The organism is Ignavibacteria bacterium (genome assembly GCA_041649015.1).
Lineage (GTDB): Bacteria > Bacteroidota > Ignavibacteria > Tepidaquicellales > Tepidaquicellaceae > CAIKZJ01.
In genome coordinates this window covers 114,908-132,717 of record JBAZNU010000006.1, presented here as the reverse complement: position 1 = coordinate 132,717, position 17,810 = coordinate 114,908, and the positions used below count along the sequence as shown (strand labels likewise).

Here is a 17,810-nt window from a genome sequence, read left to right as displayed (position 1 = left end):
AATGAAAAACTTAGTACTGTTATTATTGATTGTCTTAGTGCCGTACATCGCCTACGCACAGAAAGACACGCGGGAAGTAAATTCTCAAATCGTTTTTAACACTCCCCTGAACGGTCCTCAGCACACAACACCTTCTTATTTCGATAAAGCAAAAGTCGATGAAATAACCGCCCAAATCAGGGAGGCAAGATTAAACGGCGACGCACAAAAATCTAATCAATTGCAGTCCGAGCTTGAAAGAATCACAGGCAGCAAATCAATACATAAACCTGCCATAAACAACACGGGTTTTATAAACACCGTTTGCAACGAACCGGTCGAACCCGGGGATTACAACCTGACGATTATCAGCGGTTCAGACGCGAGCTGGGCATGTGCTACTTCAACCGACAGAGTTACGGGCAGGATATATGTCGTTGCGGCAAAATATTCCTCAAGTGCATCAGCATCAGATTCGATGAAAGTCTTCACCTCATCAAATGATGGAATAACCTGGGTAATGATAGCAAGAGTAGCCAATTCATCGGCGGTAAAATGGAGAAATGATGAACTTGACGCAGAAGCGATGAATGACGGCGATACCTCTTTCGTCTTTGTCGTTGCAGGATATTCTTTAAGCGGCGTACAGGGCTCAGTGTTTTTCAGATGGAACAGATACGGAGGTGCTTACGTCGCTAATGATTTATTTTCCCCGTCAGCGGGCAACGAATTCATATATCCAAGAATCACGAGCGATAACGGAAGATATACAAGTATCTCTTATGTATACATCTTATGCACACAGGATACAACTACTTCAACACGTAAAAATTTACGCGATAAATTTGCAATCGTTACAAACCCGTATGCATCAGTACCGACAATAACTTATAGGAATCATGGTGACGGGGGCTGTTACGCATGGTTCTATAATAATGTCCACGATACAACATTGCAATATAACGATATTGCATACTCCGACTCTGCAAGTACTGACCGTATCGTAACTGTCACGAATTATTACAAGTCGGCAGGATATTATAATCTTTACTTATCATACTCCTCAGATTACGGAAATTCAGCCCCGGCATACTTACCTCAAATTACAGAAACTTACGTTAATTATAAACCAAGGTTAGCAAGTACCCAGCTTGATATTTCCGGTGCACAATATATGATGATTGCTTATACAAGAAAATGGTCTGATACTGACTGGGACCCATATTTCAGACGTACAACAAATAATGGCGCCAATTGGATAGCAGGTTACGTAAGCGCTGTTACTGATTCAACCTTATACACTGATGTCGTTTCAATTCCAAGAGTTCCGAATACTTTCAGAGTTGCATACATGGTCAGAACAGGAATAACAGGCTCTTTATGGACCCGCTCTTATAATGCAGGTACATTCATAACAGCATTCAACATTGCAGCCGGAATGTCTTCTACTTATACACCCATCAGAGCAGGTTACAGATACAACCCTGCAGACTCATGCTTTTCAGTCTGTATGGGTTTAACAGGACTTGGTTTGTATGCATATTCAGGATGTTCGGGAACGCTCACAGGCATAGGCAATACCGAAACACCGTTAAACTACAGTCTATCGCAGAATTATCCGAACCCGTTCAACCCGGCAACAAAAATAAATTATTCATTACCGGTCGCAGGATTCGTAAGTCTGAATATTTACGACCTAACGGGCAGGCTCGTATCAAAATTAGTAAATGAAAATAAAGCAGCAGGAAATTACATCGTTGATTTCAGCGGCGTAAACCTTTCCAGCGGAACATATTTCTGCAGAATGGAATCCGGCTCATACAGGAATGTAATAAAACTAATGTTGATTAAATAATTAAGTAATATTTAGAATCAAAATGCCCGGTACATTATGTATCGGGCATTTTTCTTTTCTGCTCCTAACTTCCTAACTCCATAACTTCCTAACTTCCTAACTCCATAACTTCATAACTCCCTAACTCCATAACTTCATAACTTCATAACTCCATAACTTCCTAACTCCATAACTCCATAACTTCCGTACAGGGTAAGGCGAACATCCTTCTTGCCGTCCTTCCCTTTTTCTTTGTCATCCCGAATGCTTTTATCGGCCTGCCTGCCGCAGGTTTACCTTTAGGTTTACCTTTAGGCAGGGGATCTAATCATGGATCTCTATTCTTTGAAACTCATTCTTCCAGCTCGAAAGAATGCCATAGGCATTAAATGTCTGTAGGATAATGCAACCCGTAATAATTGAATGCCTTTAGGCCTGCCTTTAGGTATTCAATATTTGTAGAGTAAAGCATGCCATATTTGCGACATCGTATCCATCCTTCTTGCCGTTCTTTCCTTCATTGCCGTCACCTTCAGGTGACGGATAGGGTAAAGCAAACATCCTCCTTGCTGTTTTTCCTTTCTTTATCATCCCCCCATGCGAGTTCTCTGACGAATATCCGCAAATCTTTTTGGCGGAGGAGGATCAACTAACACATACAAAATAGTCCATCAAATTTTTCATAACTTATATAAAAATATTTTACTATTTTACAAAAATAAAACTTCGCAATGCCAAACTTAGAAAACGCTTTTAAAACAGTCTGCGAACTCGTAAAAGATTTTAAAGAAAACGAATCCCGATACCTCTCTCCGCAATATCAGGAAGCAGAAGTCCGCCGCGATTACATCGATAAATTCTTTGAAGCGCTCGGATGGGATGTTTACCACCGCACCCAAAAGAATCCTTACGAACAGGAAGTCAAAGTTGAAAAAGGCGTAAGCGTTGGCAAAGCACAGAAACGTGCAGACTATGCATTCTATATCGCACCCGAATTCCGTCAGCCGAAGTTTTTTGCAGAAGCCAAAAAACCGAGCAGGTCGCTGAAGAATGCTGACGACTATTTCCAGACAATCCGCTACGGCTGGAATGCAAACACACCCGTTGCAGTCCTCACAGACTTTGAAGAGTTTCATATTCTCGATTGCAGGTATAAACCAAAACTAAACACCGTTCTCGAAAACCCGAACCATAAAAGATACAGCTACAACGACTATTCTGACCACGAAAAGTTTAAAGAAATCTATTATCTCTTTTCGCGCGATGATGTTGCTAAAAATTCTCTTGAAAAATATTCCGAAAGCTTCCCGAAAGGTAAGGCAAGAGGAAAGACCGCTTTCAAAAGCACCATTCAGGCAATTGACGACGACTTCCTTGAATATATAGACGATGTCCGCGAGACACTCGCAAAGGCATTCAAAAAAAACGACTCCAGACTATCAAGCGAAGAACTCACCGAAGCAACTCAGCGCACGATTGATAGAATTGTATTCATCCGCTTCCTCGAAGATAAACTAATCGAGCCCGAATACTACATCAGCGAATTCGGTAGAAAGGGAAACGCATGGACTGAATTTATTTCCGTCTGCCGCAAGCTCGACGCAAAGTACAACGGCATTGTTTTCAAAAAACATTTCATTGACGAGCAGAACTTTCAGGGACCCGAACAAAGCACATTCAAAAAGATTTGCGATGAAATGTCATACCTCAATTCGCCCTACGACTTCAACGCAATCCCCGTACACATACTCGGCTCAATCTACGAGCGTTTTCTCGGCAAAGTAGTAAACGCAACAGCACAGCGCGTCAAAGTAGAAGAAAAGCCCGAAGTCCGCAAAGCAGGTGGAGTCTATTACACTCCAAAATACATCGTTGACTACATAGTCGAAAACACAGTCGGAAAGATCATAGTCGGCAAAACCCCCGCTCAAATCTCCAAACTCCGATTTGCAGACATCGCCTGCGGAAGCGGCTCATTCCTAATCGGCGTATTCGAAACACTCTTAAAGTACCACTCCGAATACTACCAGTCGCACTCCGAAGAAGCAAAGAAAGATGGATGCATAAACAAGGACGGACAATGGATACTCAGCATAAAGCAAAAACAAAACATTCTCCTCAATAACATATACGGCGTTGACATTGACAATCAGGCAGTAGAAGTGACGCAGCTTTCGCTCGCACTCAAAATGCTCGAAGACGAAACACTCGCAAACGCAAACGAAATGCAGGTGCTCTTCCACGAAAAAATCCTACCCGACCTTTCAAAAAATATTGTCTGCGGAAACTCATTAATTGGCACGGATATAATCTACGAAGAATCAACAGACGGACTCTTCGATCGCAAGCGCAAAATTACACCCGAAGAAGAACGCAAACTTAATCCAATGGACTTTGAAAAAAGATTCCCGCAGGTTTTTTGTCATTCCCGCGAAAGCGGGAAACCAGAGAATAACGGCTTTGATGCCATTGTGGGGAATCCACCATGGGTATTTGGTGGTGGTACAGATATATCTATTTTAGAAAAAGATTATTTTTTAAATGTACTAATTTCAGCTAAAGGTAAGGTTAATTTATTTGCTATGTTTCTTGAAAAAGCTTGCAAATTATTAAAGAAGATGGGATTTGTTTCATATATAATTCCTAATACGTTGTTAAGAGTAACCTCTTATAAGTACATTCGTGAATACATACTAAAAAATAATTCAATAAAGGAAATAATAGATTTAGATACAGGAGTTTTTAAAGGGGTTACAATGTCAACTATTATTATAACATTATCAACTAAAACAAAAACCAACGAAGTCCTCATTAAAAATGGTATATCAGGGGACGCAATTATTATTAATCAAAATCAGTTTATTGAAAATAATAATATTATAAATATCTTTTCAAATACGTTTGATTCAACTCTTACTAATAAAATTAATTCAATTTCTATATTATTAGGTGACTTATGTAAAGAAATGATATTTGGTGTTGTCATTTCAAATAATATTGAAGATGTTGTTTTTGATGAATATGCTCAAGATTTGAAGCCTTTTATTGAAGGGAGGGACATAGGAAGATATATGGCCCCAAAAAGAATAAGATATTTATTATATGATAAAAAATTATTACATAGAGCAAGAACACCCGAAGTGTTTGAGGTTTCTGAGAAAATTATGATTCAAAGAATAACAGGTGGTATGAGACCTTTAAATGCCACTTATGATAATAATAAGTTCTATAATAAAGAATCTATAAATAATATTATACTTAATGACACTGTTCAATATAATGTAAAGTTCATATTAGGTTTAATAAATTCAAAACTCTTTAGTTGGTATTATCGAATTAATTTTACAAATGAGTCCAAGCTTACTGTAAATCTTTCTAAAGAATATTTATCTAAATTACCAATTATAAAAATAGATTTTGAGAATATGAACGATACCAAGCACCATACTTATATAATACAACTCGTCGAACAAATGCTCGAATCAAAAAAACTCCTCCAATCAGCAAAAACAGACAAAGACAAAACATACTACGAAAATAAATGCGCCGACCTCGACAACGCCATCGACTCCGAAGTCTATAAACTTTATGACCTCACTCCCGAAGAAATCAAAATAGTGGAGGGAAGACAATGATTATTGAATTATATAAAAAAGCTATAAATGATGAAGAAATATGTGAAAATGATATTAAGAAATTGTTAGAAATACGTTTACCCAACTATGACATTAATGAAGTAAAAGCATTTGCTTATATTTTAGACCATTTTTGCATGAAGAAATTTAAAGATTCAAAAGATTATTTGTATACTGAAGAAGATAAAAAACTTATCGCAGATATTTTAATGAACATTGGATTTACGACACATTTCTTCCTTAACGAACATAAGATTTTCCATGCTTATGTTATTTATAATACAATGAGAATTCCTTTTTCATTGTTAAACCATAGTCAAGCAATAAAATATATTTCATGGGTAGAGTATATATTTGACCTGTGTTATATCTTAAAATTAAATAATGATATTCACGAAGCAACCGTACAATGCTTATCTGTTTTAAACGATTACTATAAAGACTCAAAAGTGATTGAAAAGAGAATAATTTCTGAAGAAGATAATATAAGAAAGTCACATTCCGACAAAGCTATTGTTTACTCATTTCTTATTAAGTTATCTAAATTAGGTACTTCACTGTCAATGACCTCTGGTTTGCACTCAGAAAGAAGTAAATTTGTATTTTACGAAAATTATTTTACAGAAAAGTTATTTTGGATATGCGAGAGTTTTCCTAGTATTACTTATATGATAAGTATGAGACCGAAGGTCCATACTTTTTACAGCAATCAGACTTTGGTTGGGGCATTAGGTAATATGGAAAGAGGAAAAATAACATTTTTTAATATAAAATCTAAAATTAAATCCTTATGGTTAATGTTATTGCGTTTAACAATAGGGTACGGTGAAAAACCCTTTAGATTATTAATAAGCTCATTTGTGTTAATATTTGTTTACAGTATTTTCTATTTATTAGCAGGTGGTTCAAATTATCAATCTTTTCCAGCAATGATGTTTAAAAGTTTTTTAATATTTACTTCTTACGGGGTAGACGAAATATTTTTCCAAAACTATATGACAAAATTGCTCTTTATTTCTGAAGTTACAATGGGTATTATATTTATTAATGGATTTATTATTTCTCTTGCCAGAAAATATTTAAGATAATACACGATGAAAAAGATTTTATCAAAGAAAACATTAATACAGAATATTCAAGGAATTGAATCCGAAGTATTTCAATTATATTCAGAAACAATAAAAAATGCAAATACTGATGAAAATAGTCTTTTTCAAGTATGTAATTCATTATGTAAAAGAATTGACAAAATTAAAAAAGGTATATTTTCACTTTATATAAGTGATAACATCTATTCTTGTAAAATATTAATTAGGACATTAATTGAACATTATCTAAAATTATTATTTATTTATCTCAATGAAGAGAAATTTGCAAATTATTATAATAAACATTTATTGTATCAAGAAATTTACGAATATTGCAAAGCAGAAATATTTATAAGAAAGAACTTAGATATTGAAAATCATGAATATGATATTAATAAATGGATGGAAATGAATGAAAAAGGTAGTACAAGCATTAGCAGTTGTGAAAGAGATAAAATTGTAAAATTATTTAAACATAAAGAAATATGGCGTTCATTAATTCCTAAAATAAAAGAATCAGCGGAACTGTTTTCATTAATTATTCCGGAATATTCAAAATTAAGCTCTTATATTCATGGTGGACCATATGCTGGATATTATAACAATTTATATGATAATGATAGAAATCTTCTTAAGAATTCTTTAAAAGATTTATTGATGATTTCAATAACATTAAGCGTAGGTGCAAAAACATTCGTTACCTTTACAATTAATAAATTAGATAATGAAGATTTAGTCAATAAATTTGAAAATATTAAGGACAAGATGATTAATTTCGTAAATGATTATTTTATTTAATTTTTCCCCTGTTTCCCAATCGCGATGATTTACCCTTTTAAATGTAAAATCCAAGGAATATCTAGATATATCTAGAATTCTAATTAATTTGGAGAAAATTAGGTTTTATAAAAATTTATTGAGTTTTCATTGCTATTAATGGTTAATTATTTTAAGTTTATTCCAATCTCAATAAGTCAAATAGCCCAATTTTCACGTATATTGATTATTATCAACAATGTGTGATATATTATATAATAAATCAGAGGATAATGAAAAGGCTGCAAATTATTTGTATAACAAAAAAATTCATTTCCCTGCTGTTATTCATTGTTCATATTATTCTTGCTACCAATTAATGTCATATTTGTTAGAGAGTTTTTTAAATAGAGATTATGATTCTATTAGAAATGAAAGCAATTATCGGGATAAGAGTATCCATTCTATAAGCATAAAGTCTATTTATAGAGATTTAAGGGAATATGATACAGTAAAAGCATCAGATTTTAATGATAAAATCGCTGAACTAAAGGAAATGCGGAATTGTTCTGATTATAAGAATGAGAATATTGATTGGAAGTTTTGTCTAAAAGCTATATCATTATTAAGAGAAATAAAAGGAATATTAAATGAAAAATATAAATATGCCAGTTAGAGAATTCATAGAAGAAAAAATTAAATCAATTGGTGACTTATTTGATAATGTAGAGGTTTATTATGAATATAAAGAAATGTCAGAAACTCATTTTCTGAAAGTTCTTCCCAAAAGTGTTTTTAATGTTGCAAAATTCAAGGATTTGAAGGCTTCTATAACAAGTGGTTTTGTTGATAATGATTTTGATGGTTTAATTTGTTTCATTTCCGATGATTCTCAAGTATTATTAGATGGTCCTATTAAAATATTTTCAAATAATTCGCAGGTTATAGATAATTGTGAATTTATATCACAAAATGATATAAGTTTTAATATACCAATAGTTAATAATAAATATTCTTACGCAGCATAAAATGGAAGAATTCCCAAAATCATCACTAAATTTAAAAGAAGTCATATTAGTTAATTCTAATTTCGAAAAGGTTAATGATTTCAAATTAGAAAAGTTTACTATAAAGAATTTTCTTGGAATAGATATTGAGCATAATATTAATTTACCTGAATTCTCTGTTTCTTTAAAGTTAAAGTATGATGGAAAAGTAAATGATGTATTAGTTATGACTGCTTTTATTGTAATGGTTGGAAATTTTGTTCTTGAAGGAGAAAAACCTGATTTCTTTGATGAGTTTATTAAAGTTAATGCCCCGGCAATAATTTATCCTTTCGCTAGGGAGCATTTACATTATCTTACGAATAAATCTGGGATAAATGGTGTGAATCTACCACTCTTCAATTTTGTTTCATATTCTAAAAAATATTTCGCTAATAAAGAACCTATTCAGGATTAAAAATTTTTAGACATTTTAATCCTTCGTAATAGTTATATTGTTTTATTTATTTTTATTCAATTAAGAAATTATATCCTACACCACTACGTATAATACGTCTCCCTCTCAAACTCCAATATCCTTTGCATAAGATTCTCGCACTTATCCGCTGTGTACGTCCGGATATCAGTAACATCATAAAATCCATTTCATGCTCTTCTGCAAAACACATTGACCGCATTGTCAGCAGCTCCAGCTCACCTAAAGAAGAAACGTTTCTGTCTTATTTGCTATTTCGCTCTTGTTCTTACTCTTATTCATATATTCTTATTTAATTAATTATTTCCCCTGCATCCCGATTTCCAATTGAAATATCTCCATCAACCCTTCATCCCATCCAAAGTAAAACATAATCAAAGTAAATATTTTTTAACTTCTACTATTTATACAATTTATCAAAAAAATCCTCAATCTGTTCTTTTGTTAATTCTCGAAAATGTAAAACATGTTGCCATAATTTATTAGAATTTTTGCTTACATGAAGTAAAAAGATGTTTTGAGATTCTATTTCGGTAAAATCAATTAATACTAAAATACTATCATTTGTTGGTGAATTTTGTAGTACCAAATCTCTTTATTATTTGCTGTGTCGATATCATAACCGTAAACTGTGGAAGTTCTAAAATCCCCATTTAAATCGTCTCTTTCAATAATCCTATTTTTGATCCCATCAAACACATATGTAATTTTCACATCACATACTCCTTTTTCTGAAACATCATTACTATCCGAAAATCGTTCTTTGTCAATATTAAAGTAATATCCCTGAGCACTAACAGTTATTGTTGAAAAAAATAATAAGATTAAAAGAATGTTAATATTTTTCATATTCAAATCGTGAAATTGTATAAAATATTAATTGGTTTTTCAATTAGTATTTTAAATTTACTTATTCATTATGCAACAATCTAGAGAAATGTATTCGTTTTGTCCAGTAAATCTTAATTTCATAATATTTTAACTCATCCCCCAGCCTCCGCCTTCTTCTTCTCTTCAATAAGCACGGAAATCTTTTAGACATGGATATTTTTTCCAAACACGACTACTGATTTTATTTCTTCTGTTTATAGCAGATTATCCTTTCACAATTTATAACTTCCCCAAAATGTTAGAGATGCATTTATCTTTTTCTGTAGTACTCTTAATCGTGAATATCCTCAACATAAATTTATTTCCAAATATTCACAAAAAATAATACAGCGTGATTTTAAAGTTTTATTTGAAGTATATTATTAAGAAATAAAAATATTTTAATAGTCAAGCGGAAAATCTAACAAAAAGTTTAAATTGGATGTTTGATTTCAACTTTATTTCTCATATTTTTAAGTATCTGAAACAAACAATATAAGGTAATGAACAATTTCAAAGTTACATTTGAAAAAAATGAAATTATAAAAAATATTGAGGCAATAGAAGAGATAGAGGGTAGAATTGAATACTTGAATAATCTTTTATCAGTATATTATAAAATCTATGAGCATGAATCTGAAGATGATATTTTAAGTTATTTGAGGGAACAAGATATTAGAATACCAAATAATAATTATCAGCCGTTCTTGAATAACGTTTGGGAAAGTCCAAACTATGTTGACGATAAAATAGAAAATTTCAAGTTTATGAGCATGAAATTCAAAGAATTTATTAAGGAAATGCTTCAATTAATCCGCTTTACTGAATTAAAACTGACGCATTATTCAAGTGCAAATGATATATATCATTCAAAAGAATATCTAATTTTTGATGAAAATCTTTTTCTGCACAAACTGAAAACATTTAATGATGCTAAATCAGCTTATAGTTGGACTCTTAAATATGTAATTTTAATTAGCGATATATCTCTTTTTCTTGATAATTATTTGTATAAAAAATTATATGAGAGATGTAATCTCTCGGAATATTTTCCTGAAGATAAGTATTCATCAGAAAAATCAATATATAAATATCAGACATTTATTGATCATTTGAGAGAAAATCTTTTGCCTATAATTAGAAGAAATCTGAATAGAATAGAGGTTGAAAAAGATGTAAAGAATGCAAAACTTAAGTATCCTGATAAATTTTCTAGTGATTTGGAGAAATTTCCCGATTATGATTTTGATTATCTCAGAATAACAGAATATTCATTTCGTGTTTTTCGAACTCCTGAAGAAAAATTAGAGTATTTCCTTCATATAGTTCGTGTATATGACCGAATGATTGGATATAACGATATCATTCCAGGAGGAGCAGAGAAGTGCGTTGCTCAATTAAAAAAGGAAATAGAAAACTATAAGGAGATTGTTAAATTAAAATTAACGGTTAAAAAAGGACCTGAGATACTACCTGTTTCTGTTGATACTTCAAAAATAACAGATAAAATTGATAAAATTAGTCAGGAATTGGACGAGCTTAGTAAGAAAAAAGTGATAATAACAAAAGATAAAAGGAAAATTTTGTTTTTTAATCATTATCTGAATATTGCATTTCAAATAAAAGATATCCCAAGACAAAATGATTTAATAACAAAATTGTATAATAAGACTTACATTTCCAGAAAATTTAAAAATAAAGATTTTCTTGTTGATTTGGCAGAATTTTTAAAGTCAAAACTTGAAGACCAACGATTCAAACCTGCTTCAAGAGAAATTATTATTAATTGTAATAATTTCATTTCAAAAATACTTATAAAAGATGTAAATGAAGATGATATGGAAAAATATCTAAACCATCGAGATGAACTTCATAATATATCCAATAAACCTAAAAAGAAGAAGAATGAAGATTTGTTTAAAGGCGATGATGATATGAAATTTTTAACAGGTGAAGAAGGTATTATGGAATAAAAAATTTACATTATGAAACAAAACTGAAACCGAAACATATTTTAAGTTTCGGTTTTTTCATGCACTTACTTAATTTCCATCCTTCCTTTTTATCTCTATACCTGAAATTTTCGACTATAGGTAAAGGGATACATGAAAAACGAGAAAATCAAAATATCGAAATCAAGAAACGGAAAAAGGGACAGCTTAATACTATTATTCGCAAGAATAATCGTAAATCTGTTTTATTATTTACATTTTCTCGATGAAAATAGCCTTTGTCGATCGTTTGTCGATGGTTTTATAATGAATCTTGGATTGTTTTTCGATTGCCGCTCGATGACTCTTAAATGTAGGCTCAATGTAGGCTCAATGAAGGTTCGACTGTGTAATCCGGATTCTATTGCTAATGAGGCTTCAAATATACCCATGGGTTATTATAAATTGATTCCGCAGTATTTGCCCCGTGCTCCCGACTGAGAATTATCCTTCGGTAAATTATTAATTTATTTTATGAACATTAAATATAATATAAAACTATGGCAAATATAACAAATGAACTAACAGGAAGAGCCAGCGGTAAGGTCGGTAACTTAGTTTACAGAATTACCAACGGCGTTACGTCTCTGTGCTCGGCTCCTCTGAAACAGAAGCCGGCTACAGATCCATTAGTGATTGCAAGGCGCAATAAGTTTAGGACTGCGCTCAGACTGGCGTCCTCCATAAACAGAATTGCTGCATTGAAATACTTATGGAAAAACACTGCGGTCTTCGGTGTCAAAACAACTTTGAGTGCGTTTAGCAGGATTATTAAAAAGAATTATCCTTACGTCTCAGAGTATGGACTCACTGACGGTGTCTATCTTGGACCGGCTTTCGGGTTTGGCATCACCACGACGGATATTTCGCTTTCGGATTCAGCTATCGAGGTTTCTATTGACCCGATAGGTACTCAGGAAAACATTGATACAAACGTAGAGAAATTTATCTCTCTTGCTTGTGTACTGTTTGTCTCTGATCCGAATGACACCAACCTGCCTGTCTATGATTTCTTTCAGGGTATGTCAAGTAACGTTGTGCTGAATCTCGCAAATCCTTTAAGCTTCTCAATAGCTATAAATGGAGATGTGCAGGAGATGTACAATTCTTATGAAACAAGGAAGGCTTTCCTTATTTTGATTACTACTGATAATAGCGGCAGTCCGGTGCATTATTCGCAAACATTCGTTAGCCTCTAATCTGATTGAATCATGAAAAAGACGCAGATAGTATATATGAACAGTAATATAAAGCACGGAGAACTATCGTCCGCGATACAATCTCCCAAACAAAAAACAGATAATAGGATTAATTCGCCGTCTGATGTTTTCCATGCAATTCGCTTCGATGATTTAATAGAAAGAACCTTATGTGATACATTATGTAAAAGCGTCTGCGTCTTATTCGGAAATAAATCAGTTTTAAGTAAAAACCTTGCCCGCAGCTCTGCAATAAGGCTGCGGGCTTTATTATTCAACGCGTGCGGAAGCACGGAAATTATTTTCAAAATTAAAAACTAAAGGAAAAAATATTATGGCACTTTTATCTTCATCAGGCAAAATAAGCGGTAAATGCGGTGATTTCGTTTTTAGAAATTACAACGGTAGGACTATAGTCTGCGCAAGACAGGGGAAACAGAAGAAATCCAATGACCCTGCCGTGCTCGCAAGACGAAGCAAATTCAAACTTGCGAATAAACTCGGAAGTACACTCGTTAGACATCCTGCTATGAAAAGTATTTGGAATCAGTTCGGCGGGGATAAGAAACTAAAAGCTTATAACAAAATGGTGAAAGAATTCTATCCTCATGTTACAGGCAGCGATATCTACTATACATTTCACATGTGTCCTTTTATTCCGAATTTAAATGTGCAATCCCCAAACATTATGCAGAAAGATTATTTGTTAACTGCTGAGTGCAGGATTGCTTACTCCCGATTCGGTCTGGAAAATATATCATCCGTTCAGCTTATCGCTCTTATGTTTTTGACTGACCCGATCGATATGAACTTTCCTGAATATGATATTTTATCTTTTGAATCGGATAAAGTGGATTTTGAAACTGACCAAAAGACAAAAATGGAGTTTAAAATAAGAGAAGAAAATACAGAAATTATAGATGTGTATTCCGAAAGAAAGATGTTCTACATTTTCGCAGCTTACGACAAAAATCAAAATGTTATAGGATTTTCGTCCACTTTCACATTTGCATAATCCCTGTAATAATATAACATCACCAAAATAAATAAGCCTGATTTTCATCCAAATCAGGCTTATTTTACAAATTCCCTTATGTCATTCCCGCGTGTTCTTAGCGGGAATCTTATCAAGATAAATTATTTTTCTCCGCGTCCTCTGCGCTCCCTGCGGTTAAAATCTCTATTATTTGTCTTTTCTATCTTATTTTCTTCTTTATGTCCTCCGTGTTTCAGTGGTGAAAATCATTTGTTCTTGTTATTTCCCACAAGTTTCTTCCTTCTTTAACTGCATCCTTGCGGTGGGGTCTAAAAACTATTTACCGCTGAAATCAATCTTCTCAAACAAAAAGCTTGGAGTTTGATTCGATGAATATATGTACGGGTCATTGCCGACTTCTGCGAGGTTTGCCCAGAGGTCTTTTGCGTTGCCCGATATGTTCATTTCGTTTACAGGGAATTTTATTTCTCCGTTTTCTACGTAAAAGCCCGATATGCCGTTCGAATAATCTCCTGTCGTTGAGTTAAAGTTGCCGCCGATGAAGTCCGTTACGAGTATTCCCTTGTCAATCATTTGAAGAAGCTCTTTCAGTGATTTGCTGCCAAGTCCGTAAACGAGGTTTGATGAGCTTCCCGAAGACGGCTCCATGTTAAGTTTTTTGCCGTAGTAGTTATTTATGAAATAACTGTTCAGGATTCCGTTTGCGACTATATCCCTTCTCTTTGATGCGAGTCCTTCCGAATCGAAGAGACGCGAGGAGAGCCCTTTCTTTATGAATGGGTCGTCTGTAATCGTTAATTTTTCGTGGGCAATCTTTTTCCCGAGCATTCCTTCAAGGTATGAATTCTTCTGCTGCAAAGTTCTGCCGCCGAGTGCTTGAAGTATTTTCCCCATGGGGTTCCAGCCCGAACGGTTTTCGACGAGCATTTTATAAACGCCCGAATCTATTTTCTTCTGTCCGATTTTACCGAGCGCTCTTTCAAGTGCCGTCCCTGCTATTTCCGCAGGGTTCTTTAAATCATTCAAATATCTGACCGTGCATCCGTCTCCCCCTGAAGGTTTTCCCCCGTTCGGGTCGTTTGCCGATACGCTTGCATATACGGAGTAAGCCGTTTCATCATTGTCGCCGCTGAATCCGTTGCTGTGCACAAGCTTTCCTTTTGAGATTGAATCGTAGTAGTAAGTTGTTACGTTTATGATTTTATCGGATTTTCCTCTGATGCTTTCGTACATGTTTTGAAGAATGCCTATCTTCTTGCCAAAATCAACCGAGCTGAACGATGAGTCGCTGAGGTCAAGGTTCATGCTTAAAGTGCTTTGATCGGGAAAGTACTTTTTATCGGGAAGAGCCCTCGCTTCGTCTTTTGCAAGATAGTTTGTCATCTTAACGGCTTCTTCAATGAACTTCTTGAGCGAATCAGTGCGGAGGTCGTTTGTGTTGTGCGATGAATACCTGTTATTGCAGTACAGTTCAATCGTAAGCGATTTCTCGTTTGATTCCTGAAGCTTTTCAATGCCGTCATTTAGAAGTACAATTTCAAGACTTTTGTTTTCGTTCACTGCGGCGGTTACTTCCGATGCGCCTGATTTAAGAGCGTATTCGACAGCCCATTCCGCTACGTTTTCTAAGTTTGTGTTACTCATACTCTTATGATTAATTTATTTTTAAATTATTTGCTTTTGCCGCCTACCGTAAGTTTAGATACTTTCACAGTGGGCAGTCCCATTGATACGGGTACGCTCTGTCCGTTCTTTCCGCATGTCCATCCGCCCTGTGCCATCTTGAAGTCATTAGCAGCCATAGTTATATCTTTAAGCATCTTCGGTCCGTTGCCGATTATGTTTATATCCTTAATGGGTTTCGTGATTTTGCCGTCTTCAATCAGGTATCCGTTCTTTACGTAAAAAGTGAAGTCGCCGGGACCGATGTTAACCTGTCCGTTTGTGAACGTCTCGCATAAGATTCCTTTTTTAACGCTTTGTATGATTTCATCTTTTGTGTGCGGTCCGTTTGTCATGTATGTGTTTCTCATTCTCGGAAGAGGAACGTGTCTGAATGACTGTCTTCTGCCGTTGCCCGTCGGGCTGAGGTTGTAATATTTGGAACTGATTTTATCATGCATGTAACTCGTGAGGATTCCGTTTTCAACGAGGTAAGTCTTCTGTGCGTCGCCGCATTCGTCGTCTGTATTGATTGAACCCTGCAGGTCGGGATATAGCGCATCGTCTATTATGTTAACGAATTTCTCTGCGACCGGCTTGTTTATCATGTCGGAATATATTGATTCGTTCTTCCTGTTGAAGTCTGCTTCCATTCCGTGTCCGATTGCTTCGTGAAGGAGTATTCCCGATTCACCCGCTGCGAGTACAACTTCCATTTCGCCCGCTTCAGGCTTTTCTGCGTCGAATAATATCATAGTCTTATCTACTGCTTGTTTGGCTATCATATCAATGTTCTTCTTTGAGAAAAGTTCGAATCCTTTTCTTCCTGCTACGTCGGCATAGTTAGTTTCTTTCCTGCCGCCCGTTTCAGCAGTGCAGTTTACCGCAATCCTGCCGATTGGCTGGAAGTCGCAGACTGCCGTGCCTTCTGAGTTTACGGCGAGTATGTAGTTCGAGTCGTCTGAACAGCTTATTACTGCTTTAATAATTTTGCTGTCGAGCCCGAATATCTTTTCGTTCAACTCGGTCATCAGCGGCATTTTATCCGTGATGGATATATTCTCCCACGGCATTTCGATTGGGTAGATGTTCTTTAATTTCTTCTCCGTTATTTTTACGGGAGTTATAAACTTTCCTGCATTTGCGATGTTCGATGCAGTCTTTGCCGCTTCGAGCATCGTATCGAGCGTGATTTCCTCCGCGAAAGAGTAGCCCGTTTGGTCGCCCTTCAACACCCTTATCCCAACGCCGAAATCAACGTTAGAATATGCCCGGTTAACTTTATTGTCCTCAAGTATAACGTAATTGCTTATTTTATGCTGGAAGAAAAGGTCGCAGTAATCGCCGCCCCTCGAGAGGGCTGTGTTCATTATCTTTGCGAGCATTTCTTCCGTGACGCCAAACCTGTCGTAATACTCTTTGATGGAGTTCACGTTCTTAATGGTTTTGTATGCGTCTTTTGCCTGAAGGTTCAGGAATGCGGGGAGAATAAGCGCTCCCGTGAGTCCAATAGCGGATTTCTTCAGGAAATTTCTGCGGTCAATGTGATTTGTCATTGTCTGATATTTAATTTAGCAGTTTATTATTTAAGGATTTATACAAAATTACAAATTATTTATAAATATCTCCTTATTATTCGTAAGAAATATTGAAATGTTCCAAATGAATTTAGTTGATAGTTAAAACAGAGCAAGAGAGATTTAAAACCAAAGCACCAAAGCTCCAAAAGAGCAAAAGCATTTTCACCACTAAAGCACGAAATCCACAAATAAAAGATTTATTTATAGCTAAGAGCAAAAGCTTTTCACACCACTAAAACAGGAAAGCCACAAATAAAAGATTTATTTATTGCTAAGAGCAAAAGCTTTTTCACCGCAGAGAAGAACAAGGGGGCGCAAAGGAGAGCAAAATATTCAATACTTAGTTCACCGAGACCACTTAGAAGAGATGGATTTAATCCAAAGAACATGAAATTTCTCAACAATTAGTACACAGAGGGTACAGAGAAAAAAGGTGATAAGATCCCGTGTAAGAACATCACGGGATGACAGAAATGAGTAGAATATTATTGATGAAACACAAATAGATTAACTCTTCTCTGCGACCCTTGCGTTAAAATCTCTATCATTTGTTTTTCTCTATTTTATTATGTCCAAAGGCTACGCAGTGTTCTCAGTGGTGAAAATCATTTCCGCTTGCTCTTTTGGTGTTTTGGTGGTGAAATATATGGCGATTTCGCAATCTCTTTTTCCCCAAATAATATTGCATTTTTCTGTGGATAAAATAATCTGAAAAAAGTAATATCCTTATCTTTAAT

The 17,810-nt window shown here is 34.8% G+C and carries 16 protein-coding genes; 12 read left to right on the top strand and 4 right to left on the bottom strand.

All coding sequences use genetic code 11. The features are described 5' to 3' along the window. Position 1 precedes the first annotated feature (1 nt). Positions 2–1,834, top strand: coding sequence for a T9SS type A sorting domain-containing protein (locus WC644_10870; GenBank protein ID MFA5012438.1), 1,833 nt, complete (start codon positions 2–4; stop codon positions 1,832–1,834). Positions 1,835–2,254: 420 nt separating this feature from the next. Here the strand turns inward: WC644_10870 and WC644_10865 are convergent, their stop codons facing one another. Then, positions 2,255–2,404 (bottom strand): hypothetical protein, encoded by a 150-nt coding sequence (locus tag WC644_10865; protein MFA5012437.1) that lies wholly within the window; start codon positions 2,402–2,404, stop codon positions 2,255–2,257. Between the two features lie 140 nt (positions 2,405–2,544). Between WC644_10865 and WC644_10860 the strand changes: the two genes are divergently transcribed. The 6 genes from WC644_10860 (at position 2,545) to WC644_10835 (ending at position 8,756) form a co-directional block, all read left to right on the top strand. Then, complete coding sequence (locus WC644_10860; GenBank protein ID MFA5012436.1) at positions 2,545–5,448, top strand: TaqI-like C-terminal specificity domain-containing protein; 2,904 nt, start codon at positions 2,545–2,547, stop codon at positions 5,446–5,448. Continuing rightward, a complete protein-coding gene (locus tag WC644_10855) occupies positions 5,445–6,536 on the top strand; it encodes a hypothetical protein (GenBank protein MFA5012435.1) in 1,092 nt (363 codons plus the stop codon). The genes WC644_10860 and WC644_10855 overlap by 4 nt, the downstream gene beginning before the upstream one ends. Positions 6,537–6,542: 6 nt before the next feature. After that, positions 6,543–7,334 carry a DUF5677 domain-containing protein gene (locus WC644_10850; GenBank protein ID MFA5012434.1) on the top strand — a complete coding sequence of 264 codons (792 nt, stop codon included), beginning with the start codon at positions 6,543–6,545 and terminating at the stop codon, positions 7,332–7,334. A gap of 217 nt (positions 7,335–7,551) precedes the next feature. Next, on the top strand, positions 7,552–7,968 hold the full coding sequence (locus tag WC644_10845; GenBank protein MFA5012433.1) for a hypothetical protein: 417 nt from the start codon (positions 7,552–7,554) through the stop codon (positions 7,966–7,968). Beyond that, the gene (locus WC644_10840; GenBank protein ID MFA5012432.1) at positions 7,943–8,320 is read left to right on the top strand and encodes a hypothetical protein; all 378 of its coding nucleotides are present in this window, start codon (positions 7,943–7,945) and stop codon (positions 8,318–8,320) included. Before WC644_10845 ends, WC644_10840 begins: the two co-directional genes overlap by 26 nt. Before the next feature lies 1 nt (position 8,321). Continuing rightward, on the top strand, positions 8,322–8,756 hold the full coding sequence (locus WC644_10835; protein MFA5012431.1) for a protein-export chaperone SecB: 435 nt from the start codon (positions 8,322–8,324) through the stop codon (positions 8,754–8,756). 567 nt (positions 8,757–9,323) lie between these two features. On the opposite strand, the gene WC644_10830 is transcribed toward WC644_10835, so the two are convergent. Continuing rightward, positions 9,324–9,623 carry a hypothetical protein gene (locus tag WC644_10830; GenBank protein MFA5012430.1) on the bottom strand — a complete coding sequence of 100 codons (300 nt, stop codon included), beginning with the start codon at positions 9,621–9,623 and terminating at the stop codon, positions 9,324–9,326. A gap of 524 nt (positions 9,624–10,147) precedes the next feature. On the opposite strand from WC644_10830, the gene WC644_10825 reads away from it, so the two are divergent. The 5 genes from WC644_10825 (at position 10,148) to WC644_10805 (ending at position 13,849) form a co-directional block, all read left to right on the top strand. Continuing rightward, the gene (locus WC644_10825; protein ID MFA5012429.1) at positions 10,148–11,617 is read left to right on the top strand and encodes a hypothetical protein; all 1,470 of its coding nucleotides are present in this window, start codon (positions 10,148–10,150) and stop codon (positions 11,615–11,617) included. Positions 11,618–11,749: 132 nt separating this feature from the next. Beyond that, positions 11,750–12,076, top strand: coding sequence for a hypothetical protein (locus WC644_10820; protein ID MFA5012428.1), 327 nt, complete (start codon positions 11,750–11,752; stop codon positions 12,074–12,076). Between the two features lie 59 nt (positions 12,077–12,135). Beyond that, complete coding sequence (locus WC644_10815) at positions 12,136–12,834, top strand: hypothetical protein (protein MFA5012427.1); 699 nt, start codon at positions 12,136–12,138, stop codon at positions 12,832–12,834. Positions 12,835–12,846: 12 nt separating this feature from the next. Further along, positions 12,847–13,155, top strand: coding sequence for a hypothetical protein (locus WC644_10810; protein ID MFA5012426.1), 309 nt, complete (start codon positions 12,847–12,849; stop codon positions 13,153–13,155). Between the two features lie 13 nt (positions 13,156–13,168). Beyond that, complete coding sequence (locus WC644_10805) at positions 13,169–13,849, top strand: hypothetical protein (protein ID MFA5012425.1); 681 nt, start codon at positions 13,169–13,171, stop codon at positions 13,847–13,849. A gap of 297 nt (positions 13,850–14,146) precedes the next feature. Here WC644_10805 and WC644_10800 read toward each other — a convergent pair whose 3' ends face one another. After that, positions 14,147–15,475 (bottom strand): TldD/PmbA family protein, encoded by a 1,329-nt coding sequence (locus tag WC644_10800; protein ID MFA5012424.1) that lies wholly within the window; start codon positions 15,473–15,475, stop codon positions 14,147–14,149. A 26-nt stretch (positions 15,476–15,501) separates the two neighbouring features. Continuing rightward, positions 15,502–17,049, bottom strand: a complete 1,548-nt coding sequence (locus WC644_10795; protein MFA5012423.1) for a metallopeptidase TldD-related protein — start codon at positions 17,047–17,049, stop codon at positions 15,502–15,504. Positions 17,050–17,810: the final 761 nt, after the last annotated feature.